Source organism: Pedobacter sp. CFBP9032, assembly GCF_034045265.1.
Classification (GTDB): Bacteria; Bacteroidota; Bacteroidia; order Sphingobacteriales; family Sphingobacteriaceae; genus Pedobacter.
The window spans coordinates 812,510-829,998 of record NZ_JAXCWE010000001.1; the positions used below are offsets into that span (position 1 = coordinate 812,510).

Annotated in this window: 16 protein-coding genes; 3 read left to right on the plus strand and 13 right to left on the minus strand. The window is 37.9% G+C overall.

The window, feature by feature from the left end; all coding sequences use genetic code 11:
* Positions 1 to 97 precede the first annotated feature (97 nt).
* From SOM16_RS03425 to SOM16_RS03440, 4 genes are all read right to left on the minus strand, one after another.
* Entirely contained in the window at positions 98 to 2,263 is a 2,166-nt protein-coding gene (locus SOM16_RS03425; RefSeq protein ID WP_320462588.1) for a carboxy terminal-processing peptidase, read from the minus strand.
* Between the two features lie 285 nt (positions 2,264 to 2,548).
* Positions 2,549 to 3,238, minus strand: coding sequence for a hypothetical protein (locus tag SOM16_RS03430; RefSeq protein WP_320462589.1), 690 nt, complete (start codon positions 3,236 to 3,238; stop codon positions 2,549 to 2,551).
* Positions 3,239 to 3,267: 29 nt separating this feature from the next.
* Positions 3,268 to 4,110, minus strand: a complete 843-nt coding sequence (locus SOM16_RS03435) for an isoaspartyl peptidase/L-asparaginase (protein WP_320462590.1) — start codon at positions 4,108 to 4,110, stop codon at positions 3,268 to 3,270.
* Between the two features lie 174 nt (positions 4,111 to 4,284).
* The gene (locus tag SOM16_RS03440; protein WP_320462591.1) at positions 4,285 to 5,160 is read right to left on the minus strand and encodes a cyanophycinase; all 876 of its coding nucleotides are present in this window, start codon (positions 5,158 to 5,160) and stop codon (positions 4,285 to 4,287) included.
* A gap of 296 nt (positions 5,161 to 5,456) precedes the next feature.
* On the opposite strand from SOM16_RS03440, the gene cphA reads away from it, so the two are divergent.
* Entirely contained in the window at positions 5,457 to 8,072 is a 2,616-nt protein-coding gene (cphA, locus tag SOM16_RS03445) for a cyanophycin synthetase (RefSeq protein ID WP_320462592.1), read from the plus strand.
* A 52-nt stretch (positions 8,073 to 8,124) separates the two neighbouring features.
* Here the strand turns inward: cphA and SOM16_RS03450 are convergent, their stop codons facing one another.
* Complete coding sequence (locus SOM16_RS03450; RefSeq protein ID WP_320462593.1) at positions 8,125 to 8,580, minus strand: PA2169 family four-helix-bundle protein; 456 nt, start codon at positions 8,578 to 8,580, stop codon at positions 8,125 to 8,127.
* Positions 8,581 to 8,776: 196 nt separating this feature from the next.
* Here SOM16_RS03450 and SOM16_RS03455 point away from each other — a divergent pair, with 196 nt between their 5' ends.
* Entirely contained in the window at positions 8,777 to 9,454 is a 678-nt protein-coding gene (locus SOM16_RS03455) for a hypothetical protein (protein WP_320462594.1), read from the plus strand.
* 41 nt (positions 9,455 to 9,495) lie between these two features.
* Here SOM16_RS03455 and SOM16_RS03460 read toward each other — a convergent pair whose 3' ends face one another.
* The 7 genes from SOM16_RS03460 to fumC all read right to left on the minus strand — a co-directional run bounded on the left by SOM16_RS03460 (position 9,496) and on the right by fumC (position 14,530).
* On the minus strand, positions 9,496 to 10,257 hold the full coding sequence (locus tag SOM16_RS03460; RefSeq protein ID WP_320462595.1) for a ThuA domain-containing protein: 762 nt from the start codon (positions 10,255 to 10,257) through the stop codon (positions 9,496 to 9,498).
* A 44-nt stretch (positions 10,258 to 10,301) separates the two neighbouring features.
* Positions 10,302 to 10,736, minus strand: a complete 435-nt coding sequence (locus SOM16_RS03465) for a low molecular weight protein-tyrosine-phosphatase (protein WP_320462596.1) — start codon at positions 10,734 to 10,736, stop codon at positions 10,302 to 10,304.
* A gap of 2 nt (positions 10,737 to 10,738) precedes the next feature.
* Positions 10,739 to 11,158, minus strand: coding sequence for a hypothetical protein (locus tag SOM16_RS03470; RefSeq protein ID WP_320462597.1), 420 nt, complete (start codon positions 11,156 to 11,158; stop codon positions 10,739 to 10,741).
* A 103-nt stretch (positions 11,159 to 11,261) separates the two neighbouring features.
* A complete protein-coding gene (locus SOM16_RS03475) occupies positions 11,262 to 12,068 on the minus strand; it encodes a S1/P1 nuclease (protein ID WP_320462598.1) in 807 nt (268 codons plus the stop codon).
* Position 12,069: 1 nt separating this feature from the next.
* On the minus strand, positions 12,070 to 12,585 hold the full coding sequence (locus SOM16_RS03480) for a fumarate hydratase (RefSeq protein ID WP_320462599.1): 516 nt from the start codon (positions 12,583 to 12,585) through the stop codon (positions 12,070 to 12,072).
* 48 nt (positions 12,586 to 12,633) lie between these two features.
* Positions 12,634 to 12,969 (minus strand): hypothetical protein, encoded by a 336-nt coding sequence (locus SOM16_RS03485; protein WP_320462600.1) that lies wholly within the window; start codon positions 12,967 to 12,969, stop codon positions 12,634 to 12,636.
* Positions 12,970 to 13,132: 163 nt separating this feature from the next.
* Positions 13,133 to 14,530 (minus strand): class II fumarate hydratase, encoded by a 1,398-nt coding sequence (gene fumC, locus SOM16_RS03490; protein ID WP_320462601.1) that lies wholly within the window; start codon positions 14,528 to 14,530, stop codon positions 13,133 to 13,135.
* A 621-nt stretch (positions 14,531 to 15,151) separates the two neighbouring features.
* Here fumC and hisS point away from each other — a divergent pair.
* Complete coding sequence (gene hisS / locus SOM16_RS03495; protein ID WP_320462602.1) at positions 15,152 to 16,543, plus strand: histidine--tRNA ligase; 1,392 nt, start codon at positions 15,152 to 15,154, stop codon at positions 16,541 to 16,543.
* Positions 16,544 to 16,659: 116 nt separating this feature from the next.
* Here the strand turns inward: hisS and SOM16_RS03500 are convergent, their stop codons facing one another.
* The gene (locus tag SOM16_RS03500; RefSeq protein WP_320462603.1) at positions 16,660 to 17,391 is read right to left on the minus strand and encodes a class I SAM-dependent methyltransferase; all 732 of its coding nucleotides are present in this window, start codon (positions 17,389 to 17,391) and stop codon (positions 16,660 to 16,662) included.
* Positions 17,392 to 17,489 lie beyond the last annotated feature (98 nt).

Consider the following 17,489-nt stretch of genomic DNA (forward strand, 5'->3'; position numbering starts at 1 on the left):
ATACGGTCTAATATCGTCAGCAATAAATCAGAAATTAAATAACATAAAAAAACCGATCAAGAAGTATTGATCGGTTTTTTTATGTTATTAAACTAAGTTAGAACTTCTGCACTGTTGAACCTAAGTTCATTACATAGTTTCCTGACTGCTGCATGAAATCACCCATTACTTTTAGCGATTCATCCTCAATAAAGTCAAAAGAATCCTGCTTGGTTACTTTCTCTCCCTTTTTAATAGCAGGCAAACCTCTTAATGCCCTAAGCTCGTTCTGTCTGGCAAGTGATTTCGCTTCCTGCGCATCACGTTCAGCTTTAAGTTTTGCTTCATTCAATGGAACAGAAACTTCTGCATCGCGTTTCTTCAATTCGGCTATATCTTGTTTTAAATATTTAAAATCTAAAGAGTTTGCAATTCGTTGTTCGCTGTTCTTAGTTAATCCAGCTTTAATTGCTGATAAATTGGCTACTGCTGTGAAGTTGGAACGAGGTATAACGTCCCAAGGTAATGCAGATGGCTCAGTGTCTTCACCAATTTTATCCATTGGATACAGTGATGGGAAAACTACATCCGGCATTACACCTTTATGTTGTGTGCTGCTTCCCGCTACCCTGTAAAATTTAGCCATCGTCAGGTTAATCTGGCCCAGGTTAATATCTGCTGCTGCAGTGGATGTTGGCGAAGTACCAAGTGTTTTATCTCTGGTTACCAAACCGGCTATCTTTTGCAACATGCCTGGATTTACCAACTTATTTAAATCAATTGATGATTGAACTGTTCCTTTGCCATAAGTCTGACTTCCCATGATGATACCACGACCGTAATCCTGGATGGCACCAGCAAAGATTTCAGATGCAGAAGCGCTTAAGCGATCAACCATTACCCCAAATGGACCATCCCAAGCAACACCTGGTGTCTCATCTTCATCCACTTCTATTTTACCACGTAAATCTTTTACCTGTACAACCGGACCTCTATCTATAAACAAACCTGTTAACGAAATCGCTTCTACCAGAGAGCCTCCTCCATTGCCACGTAAATCCATTACGATGGCATCAACTTTATCTATATTTTTTAATGAGTCTACTAATTTTCTTACGTCACGGGTGGTGCTTTTATAATTCTTATCACCGGCATTTGCTGCTTTAAAATCAGCGTAGAATGCAGGTAATGAAATTACACCAACCTTGTAACTTTTACCATTAGAATTGATCGTTTTTACTTTTTTCTTAGCAGACTGATCTTCCAGGATAACTTTCTCCCGCATCATTTCAATGATCACTGGTTTAGAAGACATTTCTTTGCCTACTGGAATTACTTTCAAACGTACCTTAGTTCCTTTCGGACCTTTTATTTTGCTCACTGTAAGGTCTAATCTCCAGCCTACAATATCAACAAAGTCTTCATTTCCCTGAGCTACTGCGATAATTCTATCGCCTGCAGTTAACTGTTTACCTTTAAAAGCTGGTCCACCTGGAATAATCTCCATAATCTTAACCACCTCATTCTCTAACTGCAAACGTGCGCCAATCCCTTCGAATGACCTAGACATTTCTTCGTTAAATTCAGTTGCTCTGGACGGTACAAAGTAGTTAGTATGCGGGTCTATAGACTCAGTAAATGCATCCATTAAAATCTGAAAAACATCTTGATTATTAGTTTTAGCGGTTTGAGATTTTAGGTTTTGATAACGCTTGGTTAGTGTTTCTACATTTTTATTTTCTGCAGAACCAGCTAAATTAAGGTTCACCAATTCGTATTTAATACGTTTTTTCCAGGTATCGTTTAAAACAGTTGCAGAAGCTGCCCAAGGCAATTTCTCCCTATCGTAAACGTAAGTATCGTTCTGATTGAAATCGTATTTATTTTTGATCTGCGCTAAAGAGTAGGTAAAGTATTCGTTCAACCTTTTGGCATAAACATTATAAATATAGAACGGACCGCTTAAATCACCGTTTTTAAAGTCGTCATCAAGTGTAGTTCTGTATTTCTCGAACTCCTTAATATCAGAAGCTAAAAAATAATTCTTGCCCTGATCTAAAGCTTTGATGTATTTATCTAGAATCAGAGATGAAATAGAATCATTTACCTGAACTTTTTTGTAGTTATAACTTTCGATCAGGTTAACCACTTCTTTGATTACGAGTTGCTGCTGCTGATCAGGCATAACATTGGTAACACCATCAACGATGGGCTGAGGTTTTGGTGCGGCGTGACAAGCAATCACAGCGGCAGTAAAAATTATAAAAAATACTCTCTTCAACATCTCTTTAAATGATTTAAAATCCATTTTCAATTCTATATAGCCAATATGATACCATTTTAACGAAAAAACAAAAAAGAGACAGCATTATTACCGTCTCTTGTTAAAACTTATCAAATCTAATAAAAGCTTCTTATTTAACAATTACTAAAATGCTAACGTTTGATATAAATATTTGTTTTAAGAGATTAAGCGCTAAGACTTTCAGCTGGAGATGTTATCAATATGTTTAAATAAGCCAGAATGCAGACCGAAGCGTATAATTTAAAGCAGAAAAATTTACAGCTGTTATTTAGACCCTGTTTTAGGAGTGGTTTTATTGGAAATAACATCTCTGGCATCGCGAATCTGACCTTTGTATTGAGTAATCTTAACTGAGTTGGCAAACCACTCCGCTGTTTTAAGATCTCTTAATGCTAGGGTAAAATCTTTCTTTTTAATTTTAACCTGTACAATTCCCAAAATTGATTCGAGGTAGGAGTTATTGCTTTTAAGTTGTTTCGCCAACATGCCTTGTTGGGTATAGAACCACATTGATTGTGTAGATTTATTATTAGCCAGATAAACCTTACCCAATAAACCATATGCATTCATTAAACCATTCCTACTGCCTAATTTAGAATAATTTTTAAGTGCAACATTCAATAGAATTTGCTCAGCATCTGTAAAGCGGCCAAGCATATAATGCATATTGCTCATTTTCATTATGGCCTGGCCATATAGATTGTAGTTTTTTACAGCATTATATTCAAAAGCAGCTTTGCCAAATAGTGTTAATGCTTCATTAAAATCGCCCTTCTTCTCCAGATTTTCAGCTTCTTCGAAAAAAGAATTACCATCTACGAGATCAAACTTTGAAACCGAAATTGTAATGGCATTTCCCGCACTTGGTTCCTGATTATCAGCTCTATCAATATTTTGAGCTTGTAGTTGAAGTGAGGCAAGCAGGCTCATAAAAGCCAATACATTTTTGATCATGCAACAAAAATAATACTTTATCTTCAACTTTAGTTAAATACCTGTAAATTAACATCGAATGATGCCCAAACCATATATGGATGAGTATCACAATGGTAAATTTCGCCCAGATTTGAGATACCAATTACCCCGGCAAAGCCATCGAAAGCTTTTAGTTCGGCAAAAGATTTATCACAGGCATCCTTTAATGAAAATCCATCTGTAACACGGGTTACGATTTTGGAAGCCAGAGAACCGCTTACGATATCTTCGCCCACTCCTGTACAGGATATGCCTGCAAATTGATTTGCATAATTTCCGGCAGTGGTCGCCGAATCGCTCACTCTACATGGAATCTCAAAACCTTTGCCTCCGGTTGAGGTTCCTGCTGCTATATTTCCATCTGCATCTAAAGCTACACAACCAACTGTGCCTAAATTATTTTGCTGATTTAATTTGGCTTCATATTCACTTTGCCTTTGAGCGGTAATAGGATTAAAAAATTCAAATTTATTTTTTCGTGCAAAGTTTTGCGCGCCTTCGCCACTAAGTACCCGATCGTCATATGGCAATAAATGTTGTGCAATCTCAATTGGATTTTTAACATCCTCCACATTGATAACACCACTAAACCTTTCCGTTTTCCCATCCATTAGTGAGGCGCTTAACCTTATTTTTCCATCACTTTGAATTTGTGAGCCTATCCCTGCATTAAATAGTTCGTTATCTTCCAGCAAAGCCACAGTATAAACAACCGTTTCTACTGCAGTATGTGTTTCCAGGTAAGCGTAACCAAGCTTTACAATTTCTGCTAATGCATCTTGTTTAGCCTTTTTAGTTTCCTGGTTAGTAGACGACTCGCTGAAAAAGCCACCGTGGATAATTATTTTCATCTTATTTAGTATCAAGATTTGAGTATCAGTATCAAGATTTTTAATAGCAGGTGTGAAGATTTCAGTATTAAGTATGAAGGTGCAAGTATAACAGCTAGCCTATAACAGTTAATTATAAGCTAAAGACTGCTAACTGCAAATTGTTAACTAAAAACTGTAAGCCGCAAACTGCCTCTACGCTATTGGAACCACTTTTGGATGGTGAATTACGAGACTATGATCCGTCAGATCATAAACATCCCCATCGCACATTACATGTACGACCATATTTTTAATAGATACCGGTTGTCCCATTTCAACATCAGTAAGGTTTGTGTCTGCCATTTGACGACCATCTACCAGGATTACCATACCAGAGCCAATAGCTTCCATAATATGTCCGTCTGATATAAATAAACCCGTGTCTTCACCTAAACCGATCCCTAAAATACCGGGATTACTGGCCGCAGCGTAAAGCAACCTGCCAATCCGTCCACGTTGAACAAAGTGTGTATCTACAATAACATCATCTATAAATCCCAATCCACCGGTAATCTTTACTTCGCCTTTAAGCAAAGCATCCTTACTGCTTCCCTGGTATATCATATTTTTAGAACTTGCCGCTGCTCCTGCCGATGTACCTGCAATAACCACTGGCTCTGTCTTATATTTTTCAATCAGAATCTGATGAATTTTTGTTCCTCCGAAAATTGATGAAAGCCTAAGCTGATCGCCACCCGTAAAAATGATTACTTCGGCCGCTTTAATGCGTTCGTAGTTCTCTTCTGAGTTAGCTTCTTCGCGATTAGTAACATTTAATACGCCAACATTATGAACATCCAGTTGCGCATAAGCTTTAATATATTCTTCGCCAACTTTCTCTGGCATCAGTGAAGCTGTTGTAATGATTTCGAAGCGTGATTCAATATCTTTTACAGATTCTGTTGTAATCCGTTTTAAAATTCCTCTTTCGAAAAAATTCATGTTTTCAGGCAATCCAAATTGCGTTTCTGCGAAGCTGCCTGTATTTATTGCGCCTCCAATAATGATGAGTTTGCCCTTCGGAACCATTTTGTGTGTATTAGTATTCTATCAAAAAACCCAAATATATCAGCTTAAGATAAAAAACACGACTTTTTTTGTCAATAATTACGCATTTATTTACAAAAGTTGAAATGATTGTAAACAATTTCCATAAAGTTGGGGCTGTAAACAAAACAAATAGTACCAGAAATTCATTTAGCTATTTGAAGTGCCAGTTTTCAAAATAAATTTATAATTTACAGTCATCAATTTTAGTGCAGTAAAGTTGAAAAAAGGCCTTCTTAAAACCTGAGCTTTTTTATAAAAAAACGACAAACCATTACATGAAGATATATAACATACAAGTATTAAGAGGCCCGAATATATGGTCGATAAACCGCAAGAAACTCATCCAAATGAGATTGGATTTAGAGGAACTGGAGCAAAAGCCAACCAATGTTATTGAAGGCTTTAGTGAGCGAATAGAAAAATTACTTCCAAGTATGTTTACTCATCGCTGCTCTAAAGGCGTTGAAGGTGGCTTTTTCTCTCGCGTAAAAGAAGGTACCTGGATGGGGCACGTTATAGAGCATATTGCCTTAGAAATTCAAACCATTGCCGGAATGGAAACGGGTTTCGGTAGAACCCGCCAAACCAAAACCGAGGGTATTTATAATGTAGTGTTCAGTTACCTGGAAGAAAAAGTTGGCGTTTACGCTGCAGAAGCTGCGGTAAAAATTGCCCAGGCACTCATCGATGGTGAAGAATATGACCTGGAACATGACATTCGCCGAATGAAAGAAATTCGCGAACTGGAAGCGCTTGGTCCAAGTACCGGATCAATTGTTCAGGAAGCAATGAGCAGAAACATTCCATGGATCAGGTTAAATAAAAGTTCACTCGTACAACTAGGTTACGGTAAAAATCAGGTTCGCTTCAGGGCAACAATGACTGAAAAAACCAGTAGCATCGCAGTTGACATTGCTAGTAATAAAGAAGAAACTAAGCGCTTATTAACAGAAGCGGCTATTCCGGTAGCATCAGGCGTAACCATTTCAAATGTAGAAGATCTCGAAGCATCGGTAAATAAAGTTGGCTTTCCGTTAGTGTTTAAACCACTTGATGGCAATCACGGTAAAGGCGCAACGATCAATGTAAAAACCATGGAAGTGGCGAGGGAAGCCTTCGAATATGCGAAAACCTATTCCCGCAAGGTGATTATCGAAAAGTTCATCACTGGCTTTGATTTCCGTGTTTTGGTTATCGACCATAAAGTAGTTGCCGCCGCACAACGCGATCCGGCACATGTACTTGGAAATGGTATTCACACCATCCAGGAACTAATTGATAAAGAAAATGAAGATCCGCGTCGTGGTTACGGGCATGAAAATGTCTTAACTGAAATCGCCGTAGATCGGGATACGCTGGATTTATTGGCTAAAAAGGAATATACCTTGGAAACAATTCCTGAAAAGGGCGAGATTGTTTACCTAAAATCTACTGCTAATTTAAGCACAGGCGGAACCTCTATCGATGTAACAGATATTGTGCATCCACAAAATATTTTTATCTGCGAACGGATTTCAAGAGTAATTGGCCTTGATATCTGCGGAATTGATATCATGGCACAAAACCTTACTCAACCACTAACTGAAAATGGCGGTGTAGTATTGGAAGTTAATGCCGCGCCGGGTTTTAGAATGCACCTTGCACCAAGTGAAGGTTTGCCAAGAAATGTTGCGGCTTCTGTAGTTGATATGCTTTATCCGCAAAACAGGCTATCGTCTATCCCGATTATAGCGGTAACAGGCACCAATGGTAAAACAACCACAACACGGTTAATTGCCCATATCATCCGGAGTAACGGTAAACGTGTGGGCTATACCACCAGTGATGGCGTATATGTTCATAATACCATGTTAATGAAAGGTGATACCACCGGACCGGTAAGTGCTGAATTTATTTTAAAAGACCCAACGGTAGAATTCGCCGTTCTGGAAACTGCCCGTGGTGGAATTTTAAGAGCTGGCCTAGGCTTTAATGCCTGCGATATTGGAGTAATCACCAACATCCAGGAGGATCACTTGGGTATTTCAGATATTCATAATCTGGATGATTTAACCCGTGTTAAGGCGGTAGTAGTTGGCGCTGTTCGCCGTAAAGGATGGGCCGTTCTAAATGCGGATAATGGTTATTGCGTAAAAATTGCCAGAGATGCACGCTGCAATGTAGCTTATTTCAGCATGGATGAAAATAATCCAGTGATTAAAGACCATTGCAGAAAAGGTGGGATTGCTGCTATTTATGAGAATGGTTACATCACCATTAAAACGGGTGACTGGAAATTAAGGGTAGATAAAGCTACGCACATTCCATTAACTTTTGGTGGCGCAGTAAACTTTATGATTCAAAATGTATTGGCTGCAACTTTAGCCACTTATTTATGGGGTTATAAACCAGAAGATATTCGTTTAGCTTTAGAAACTTTTATTCCATCGGCAGCACACACGCCAGGAAGGATGAATGTATTCAGATTTAAAGATTTTAAAGTATTGGTAGATTTTGCGCACAACCCTGATGGTTTTAATGGCGTAAAAGCGTATCTGCAAAGTGTAGAAGCGACTGAGCATGTAGGTATTATCTCTGGAACAGGTGATAGACGTGATGAAGACATTATTGAAACCGCACGCATATCCGCTCAAATGTTCGATAAAATTTATATCTGCCAGGAGAAATACTTAAGAGGAAGAAAACAAGATGAATTGATAGATTTATTGCTTCAGGGTATAAGAGAAGTTGATCCGAATAAAGAAGTGATCATCAACAATAAGAGCACTGAATGTTTACAAATTGCCATTGAGACTGCTAAAAAAGGATCTTACCTAACCATATTAAGCAATACAATTGATAATACTATTCAACGGGTTACCGAACACCTGGATCGGGAACTGGAAGCATAAAAACAAAAAAACTCCTGATAAAACATCAGGAGTTTTCTTTAGCTATGCAATACTATGCCTGAGCATCACGCAATCTTTTAACTTCATCGTGTGATGTTCTTAAAGAAGCTTTTTGATCAGAGACTAAAGTTCTGATATTTGCCGGAAGATCTTCTACTTCTAAAGCCATTTTGTAAGCATTTTGCGCTGCATCTTCTCCAAACTCGCAGTTATTTAAAACTGTCTTTCTATCGTGGCCAGTAAACAATGCTTTCACATCCATCCATGCCCTGTAAATTTTACCAGAGTTTGTAGTACCGGTATCGATATCATCGCCAAGTGCTGCAATCTCAGTTCCTAAAGCCATTTTATATTTCTGACTTTCTGAGATCATATCCAGGAATAAAGCTTTTAGATCTGCATCTTCCTCTTTTAATTCAGTGCGTGCTTTTTCATAGCCCGCAATACGATCGTTATTTATTTGAACTAAATCGTTCAATACTTCTGTTGTTACTGTTGTAGTGCTCATGTTTAATAAGTTTTGATGTACTAAAGGAACATGATCTACATTGAATAGTTTATAATTTTTGCAATTTACTTATTCTTAAAAGCGCTACACGAAAGATACGGTCTCAATTATTTTACCTAAAAATTTCAACGGAAATTTAAAAATCAATTTTTATAACTGCAGATTGCAGAATTAAATTCATCATAGCTGAAAATTTATGAACGCGTTTACTCAGACTCCACCAGATGGAGGAACGACCTATACGGAAACCAATCTTCAGCACCTATTTCCAGAGCCGTTAAATACGATTACAAGCTGTTTCTTTCTGGCAATTGCCGTGTATTGGACATTTAAAGTTTGGGGCAATTTTAAACAGCACACTTTTTTAAGCTTAGCCCTGATTCTACTTTACATTGGAGGAATTGGCGGAACAACCTATCATGGATTGCGCAGATGGCCTGTTTTTATTATGATGGATTGGATGCCAATTATGCTACTTTGCCTGTCAGCAGGCGTATATTTTTTGGCTAAACTAACCAAATGGTATTATGCGACACTAATTATCGGCATTTATGCGATTTTCCAATTCTATGCGCGAAGACTTTTTTTAAACGAAGATTTTCAGATTTTCATCAACATTAATTATGCGATTATGGCAGCTATTGTACTTTTTCCTGTATTTGGTTACCTGATTAAAACAGAATGGAGAAATGGAAAATGGGTAGGTTTTGCCCTAATGGCTTTCATCTTTGCACTCACTTTTCGTATTGCAGATAAATGGGAAATTTTGGCCGTTGGTACTCACTTTCTTTGGCATAGTTTCGGTGCCGTTGCAAGTTTTTGCATGTTAAATTATATCTATCTCGTTAACGCGAAAAGGAATTCACCAGCATAAAGCTACTATAGATCCAGAATACAGCTTATAAATAAAATGAATTACAAAAGTTTACTTTTTGCTTTACGATAATCTAATTTCTGATTCTTGCCGATAGCGTATTTTAGTCCGCCGGTTAAATGGTTTAGAAATTTTTCATCTGCCCAACATTCCTTAGGATGCCCCATTGATGTATAGAAGGCACGCCCACCATCGAAATCATAATACCAACTAAATGGATGAAAGTTACCGTTAGTACCACCCTGATAAGAACTTTCATCAATAGTGATGAGTACTTTCAGATCCGGATTGATATTTTTGAAATTGTAAAGTTCATCCGTGTGCATCCAAACAGAATCTGTTAGAAACTTAGTGGAAGGATGCTTTCTATCTTTTATTACAAACTTCGCCTCTTGCACTTTAGGGTGACTCACAAAGTAAGCACCCACTAACTTTCCATACCAGGGCCAATCATATTCAGTATCTGTTGCTGCATGAATGCCTACGAAGCCTCCTCCAGCCTGAATATAACGCTCAAATGCCGATTGCTGTGCATCATTCAATACATCACCTGTGGTGCTCAGAAAGATAACAGCAGCATACTTTTTTAGGTTACGCTCCGTAAACATCGCTGCATTTTCCGTAGTATCTACGGTATAATGATTTAAATGACCTAGCTCGATAATTGCCTTTTTCCCTTCCTCGATGGATGCATGGCGATAGCCTTTCGTTTTAGAGAAGACCAGGATGCTGGGATCACTTTTAGCAAATGCAGAATGTTGCAGGATGATTAGGGCAATCACCATCATAAGTATTTTTTTCATCGGAAGAATTTGGTTAGCAGTTTAAAAGATGTTGAGCGTTAAATTTAAGAAAGTTCTTTGATAATTTCTTTACACCGGTCTTCAACTTGTTTACAAACCGGAGCAAAAAGCGCATTATCCCAATAAGGATCTACCAGTTCATCGTTATCTAAAAAAAGTTTGATTTTTTGAAGGGCCTCTTTTGTCTTTGCCAGGTTTTTAACATCGCTTAAATTCTGACGATCCATCACGAGGATCAAATCGTATTTAGCAAACATTTCAGCAGAGAATTGTTGCGCCCTTTGCCTGCTGATGTCGTAGCCAGCATTCTTAGCCGCAGCAATACTCCTTTGGTCCGGAGATTGACCAATGTGCCAGTTTCCCGTACCTGCTGAAGCAACTTCCCATTCCAAATCTTCCTTCTCTATCAGATGACGCATAATGCCTTCAGCCAATGGCGAACGACAAATATTCCCCAAACAAACCATTAGTATTCTCAAAACTATTTAGCTTTATATTTATAGACAAAAGTATAAGTTTTGCCGTCTTGTTCAGTTATGGTGGTTTGCGTTAATTTCTTTCCATCAAATAATAGCGGTGCGCCAGGTGCTCCTGATAGAATGATCTGATTTCCATCCCTTTTCCAGGTTTTTACCCTTCCATCAGCCATGATGTCGCAAAGTGCTCCATTAGACCCAGCCATGTACGTACTATCTGCCGCAAACGAAAGTGATAGATTGGCTACACAACTTTCTGGCCCTGATAGTTCGATATAATTTTCACTCGTCTTATTACCCATTTTCAGCGCTGGAGTAACGGTTACCGACTCGATAACCCACTTTTTTGAAATCAGTGTTTTATTGCTATCCTTTGTGCAGGCAACTGCTGTGCAAATTAAAAGCACGAATAAGATCTTTTTCATATCATTAAATTTAGATGTCTTTAAGGTAAACGAAATTAACCATGAATTCGCTACAAAAAGAAAAATCCCCCAGTTTTGAAGGATTTTTCTTGATCTAATTAAATTACTTGTAAATGTCGTTGAGCATTTTTGCCAACCTTACACCACCTTTTAATAACTGTTCGTTCAATGTTTCCGACCAATCGAAATTATAGCGATAACTAAGTTTGGAGTCTGGCTTGGTGCCATCATAGATTTTACTACATACCGTATAAGCATCGTATACGCAGTCTTTTAAATTGGTATTTTGCCAGTTATAAAGCTGAACAGCCGATGGATGATTAATTGCTTTTGCAAATTCAGTATAACTCAACTGTTGATATTCGATTAACTGCTCATCCCAAACACGGTGCAAGTTCGATTTTTCATTAAACCACATCACTGAAACCCGGTTACCACCTAAATCTTCTTTATGGGCAACATGCATCGGCTGGCATAAATCGCCTGCCATGTGCACCAGCATTCTTAAAGCAAGTTTCTTTTCTGACGCCGTGCTACTCGCCTTTTTCAAAACGGCTGTTAGATCAATTATTTTATTGTACAGGTTTGGTGCTTTTTCCGTCTCTAAAATATTGTAAACACCTTGCTTGTCTAATCCTCCCGGAAGATTAACAAAGTGCCAGTTGTACATATAATTATAGGTAGAATCAGATTTGATGAAATCTCCCCAATTGGCAGACATGGCCAAAGTTTCTGAACCTAAAATAGATTGAATTGCCTTACGGGTTTTTGCTTTAAGGTAGCTATCGGCAATTTCACCCACCACTCTATGGCCAATCATACCCCATGCATTTACCTGAAGAGGCAAGTAGGCCAGCAAACCAATAGCTACAGCTGTAGTTAATTTCTTTTTAATGGATTTAAATATCATTTTATAATGCTTTTTGTATGCAGGTGATTTTTTCTTTAAGGGCTAATTTAATTTCCCGCTGATCATTTAAGCCTTCCAGGATCAGGGTATCTGCTGAGTGTTTTTTGATCAGGAAGTTTTTATCATACCGGCCGATATGATAGCAACCCGAAATTTTTTGTTTATAGTTGGCATGGGTATAGGTTGCCCCAACAAATAAGGTATCACCCCGAACGGCATAAACGCCTTTTGCATACTCTTTCCAAATGCCATTATTGAAACAAGAATCTTCATAAAAATTTACCTTGCTATGGGTAACCAGGTCTATGTAAATAGAATCACATGAAATTTTAAACCGGTGCTGGGTATAATTACTTAACTTATGGCTAAAAGCGACTGAGTCTTCATTCCATACGCCCTGCATAAATTCTTCGCCCTTCCCCTGTATATTTGGCAACCTGGAGCAGGAAGAATACAGGATAACAGAGATAAAAAATATCACATAAAGAAACTTTAATTCATTGCTATTTTTTGGCATTGTTCTTAAGAAAATTGTAAATGTGATTTTGAAGGAGTTTAGTGTATTCTAAAACTTTCCATGGGGTAGCTTATTGGCATTTATCATATTATTGATTAACAGGAATAGACCAACTGCAAACGAAACACCACCCAAAAAAGCAATCATCCCCAGTGCGCTATAATAAAAATTCACTTCACCGGCAGGCATCGCCCTACTTTGCATTATAAATGGCATGAAAACATACATAACGCTAATTAATAAAGTAATTCCTGAGCCAAGGCAAAGAAAAATAGAATCAATCCTCGCTATCTTATTGATATAAATGCAACAAGCAATAAAAACTAAAAGCGGCGTAATTACCGGTATCAGCGAAAACAGAAACTGTAAAATAGAACTATCCATATCCTTATATTTAATATCTGTTACCAGCCGATTCCTTTCGGGCAAAACAACTGCGCGTATTCTTTAATGAGATGATTTCTAAATGAAGTAAAAGCAGCTTTCAAGATTAACCAATAACCTGCCTTTACTTCAACTACAATAGAATTATTTACTAAAGCAAAGTCTATTTTAAACTTCCAACCATATCTTCCGGACGAACCCATTCATCGAATTGTTCATTGGTTAATAAGCCTAATTCTACAGCTGCTGCTTTCAAAGTTTTATTTTCTTTGTGCGCTTTCTTTGCAATTTTGGCGGCATTCTCATAACCTACATGCGGGTTTAAGGCCGTTACCAACATCAATGAATTTTGTAAATGCTTTTCAATCTCTGGCAAGTTGGCTGTAATTCCTGTTGCACATTTATCAGTGAATGATACGCAGGCATCACCAATTAAACGTGCAGATTGCAATACGTTTGCTGCAATTAGAGGTTTAAAAACATTTAATTCAAAATGACCAGACATGCCTCCTATAGAAACGGCTACATCATTACCAATTACCTGAGCACATACCATTGTTAATGCTTCTGGTTGTGTTGGATTTACTTTCCCTGGCATAATAGATGAACCTGGCTCATTATCAGGAATAACGATCTCGCCAATTCCACAACGTGGACCAGAACTCAACATCCGAACATCATTTGCAACTTTCATCAAAGCTACAGCTGTACGCTTTAAAGCACCAGAAAGTTCAACCATTGCATCATGAGCAGCTAAAGCCTCAAATTTGTTCGGGGCAGTAACGAAAGGTAAACCTGTTAAATCCGCAATTTTTTCCGCTACTAAAACATCGTAACCTTTTGGTGTATTTAAACCTGTACCTACCGCCGTACCACCTAAAGCTAATTCTGCAACCATTACCAAAGCATTTTTAATTGCCCTGATGCTGTTATCGATTTGCTGAACATAACCAGAAAATTCTTGTCCCAATGTTAATGGCGTAGCATCCATAAAGTGAGTACGACCAGTTTTAACGATTGAACCAAATTCCTCCACTTTCTGAGCCAAAGCGTTACGCAACTTTTCTAAGCCTGGAATAGTATTTTCTACGGTCAATTTATAAGCTGCAATATGCATTGCAGTAGGATAAGTATCGTTAGAAGATTGTGATTTATTCACATCATCATTTGGATGAAGCACTTTTTTATCATCAGCCAATGCACCACCGTTAATTACATGTGCACGGTTTGCAATCACTTCATTGCCGTTCATATTGCTCTGTGTACCAGAACCAGTTTGCCAGATTACCAAAGGGAATTGATCATCAAGATAACCAGCAATAATTTCATCACAAGCTTTTGCAATTAATTCAGCCTTTTCCGCGCTAAGTACGCCAAGTTCTGTGTTAGCCAAAGCAGCAGCCTTTTTCAAATAGCCAAAAGCATGAATAATTTCTTTGGGCATCGAACCTTCTGGTCCGATTTTAAAATTATTGCGTGAGCGTTCGGTTTGTGCACCCCAGTATTTATCGGCAGGCACTTGTACCTCGCCCATGGTATCGTGTTCTATTCTGAAACTCATTATATTTTGATTTTTGTTGTCGCAAATTTAAGTTTTTTGCCTATAAAGCAAGGTATTATATTCGATATTTCCTGCGGGATGATTTTACAGATTTTTCCTTCGGGATGATTAACCGCAAAATCCCCGAAGTTGGTCGGGATTTTCTATCCCGATCTGCATACCTCCAGATTTCTAATCTGCTATTTAATAAAATAATGCTAAAAAGCCCTCGTAATTATAGTAGAGAGTGGTTGTGTGAGATTTATAAATTTATCTCACACGGATTGAAAATGCGTAATTAGATCAGTCGGGATTATGAAATCCCGATTAACCATCTCGAATCTTCTAATTGCCGACTTCAAATCCTTTCTCCTATCTCTTATTCAACCTAAACTTTCACTCGATCAACATTCCTGCTGTATATATAGATTAATATGCAGGTAATGGTTCGGTTAATATTTACGAGCTCGTTAACTAAAGCCATTAGTACTTAGAAAATTTTGTTGGTTGCAATCAAAATAAAAGATATTTCGATCTTAATTTCTTGCCATTTGGGTTTAGCCAACGAGATAATCAGTACAAACCTCACAGGTTTTGGAAACCTGCGAGGTTTAAACATTACATTTTTGTACTTTTGCGGCTATGTCAGTTATTAAACCCTCGTTAGCAAAAGGTACCCGTGATTTTTCGCCAGTTGAAATGGTGAAACGCAATTTTATTTATGATACCATTAAAACGGTTTTTAAGAAATATGGTTACGCAGAAATTCAAACCCCAAGCTTCGAAAATCTTTCTACCTTAACTGGTAAATATGGCGATGAAGGCGATAAACTGATTTTTAAAATCTTGAATAGTGGAGAATACCTAAAAGATCCTAAAAAGAAGTCTTTTGATTTTTCTGAAGAAGAAAACAGCAATAAACTTATCCCGCTAATCTCCGAAAAAGCTCTTCGTTACGATCTAACTGTTCCTTTTGCGCGTTACGTAGTGATGCATCAACATGAGATTACTTTACCTTTTAAACGTTTTCAGGTTCAGCCGGTTTGGCGTGCAGACAGACCTCAAAAAGGAAGATATCGCGAGTTTTACCAATGTGACGTGGATGTGGTGGGTTCGGAAAGCTTACTCAACGAAGCTGAATTTATCTTAATTTACAATGAGGCTTTAGGTAAATTAGGCCTAAAAGATTTCAGCATAAAAATTAATAATAGAAAAATTCTATCAGGTATCGCAGAGATTATAGGCAAACCTGATTTAATTGTAGACATGACGGTTGCCATCGATAAGCTCGATAAGATTGGCTTAGATGGTGTAAGTAAAGAGTTATTAGAACGTGGCTTTACTGAAGCTGATTTAGAGAAACTGCGCCCCGTAATTTTATTAGAGGGAAGTAATGAAGAAAAACTGGCAAGCCTTAAAGAAGTTCTGGCTACTTCAGCAACCGGATTAAAAGGTGTAGCTGAGATAGAAACAGTTTTCGAATATGTAGAAAACTTGATTTCTTATGCTTTACCACTAACTGCTAAACTAGAATTAGACATTACTTTAGCACGTGGTTTAAATTACTATACTGGCTGTATTTTCGAAGTAAAAACCAATGAAGCAGCCATGGGCAGCATTGGTGGCGGTGGCCGCTACGACGATTTAACAGGTATGTTTGGCTTAAAAGATTTAACCGGAGTTGGCGTTTCTTTCGGCGCTGATCGTATTTACGATGTGCTGGAAGAATTAAATCTTTTCCCGGCAGCTGCAGAAATCGGAACAAAAGTTTTAATTAGCAACTTTGATGCAGCAGCAGAAAAATATGCTCTACCCATCTTACAACAATTAAGAAATGCGGGCATTTCGGCTGAATTATATCCATCTTCGGCAAAGCTTAAAAAGCAAATGACCTATGCAGATGCTAAGAAAATTCCATATGTAATTCTTATAGGTAGCGATGAAATTGCCAGCGGCGAATTGACATTAAAAGACATGCACAGTGGCGAGCAGAAAAAGCTTACTGTTTTAGGTATTCTGGATTTGCTGAAGTAAGATTAACCGCAAAGAGCGCTAAGTTCTTTCGTAAAGAAACGCTAAGCAAAGCGCAAATAGCAGGCGCCCAACTTTGCGTTTCCTTGCGCTTTTCTTTATTAACCTTGCGCTTAAACCTATCTCCCAACCCGTAATAAAATCGGAAACCGGACTTCTTTTTCCGCATCATCACCCCAGGCATCTTTCAGTTCTGTCATAAGGTATTCTAATGGGTTTCGCTCATTAGCCTTTTTATAATGCTGTAAAGAAGACCATGTATTTAGATAACCAATCATCTGACTAAAACTCCATGTTGTTTTAATTTGAAAATGAGGGGCGGTCACCTCCTCGAAAGGAAAAGGGATGGTTTTATAGCCTTCTTCTATATATCGCCGTTCACTATCCCAGTATTTCCCCAGAATATCTTCGTATAGTTTGTGAATAACCTGATCTACTTTTTTATCAATCAGCATCAAGCCGTAACCAAATACTGCAATTACCCCATCAGGTTTCAAAGTACGTTTTACTTCTGCATAAAAAGCTTCAAAGTTGAACCAGTGAATGGCTTGTGCTACTGTAACTAAATCAAAGCTATCATCAGGAACATCAGCCCGATCAGAAGATTCAACCTTATATAAAATATTTGGTAACTGGAGTGCCTGACTCAATTGTTTCTCACTAATATCCGTAGCATAAACCTTTTGAAAATGCTGAGCCAAAATCCTGGCAACCTGACCATTTCCAGTTGCACAATCCCATGCAGCATCTTTTTCATTTACCAGTGAAAATAAAAAATCATATAATTCCTGCGGGTAAGTGGGACGGTAAACGGCATATTCGGCCGACTGGGAAGAAAAGTTATCTTTCATATCTTAAGGATTGGATTTTAAATAAGTGAATGTGAACAAATGAATATATTATCAATAGCATCTTGCAAATCTGTTATTCTCAAACTATATTACAACCA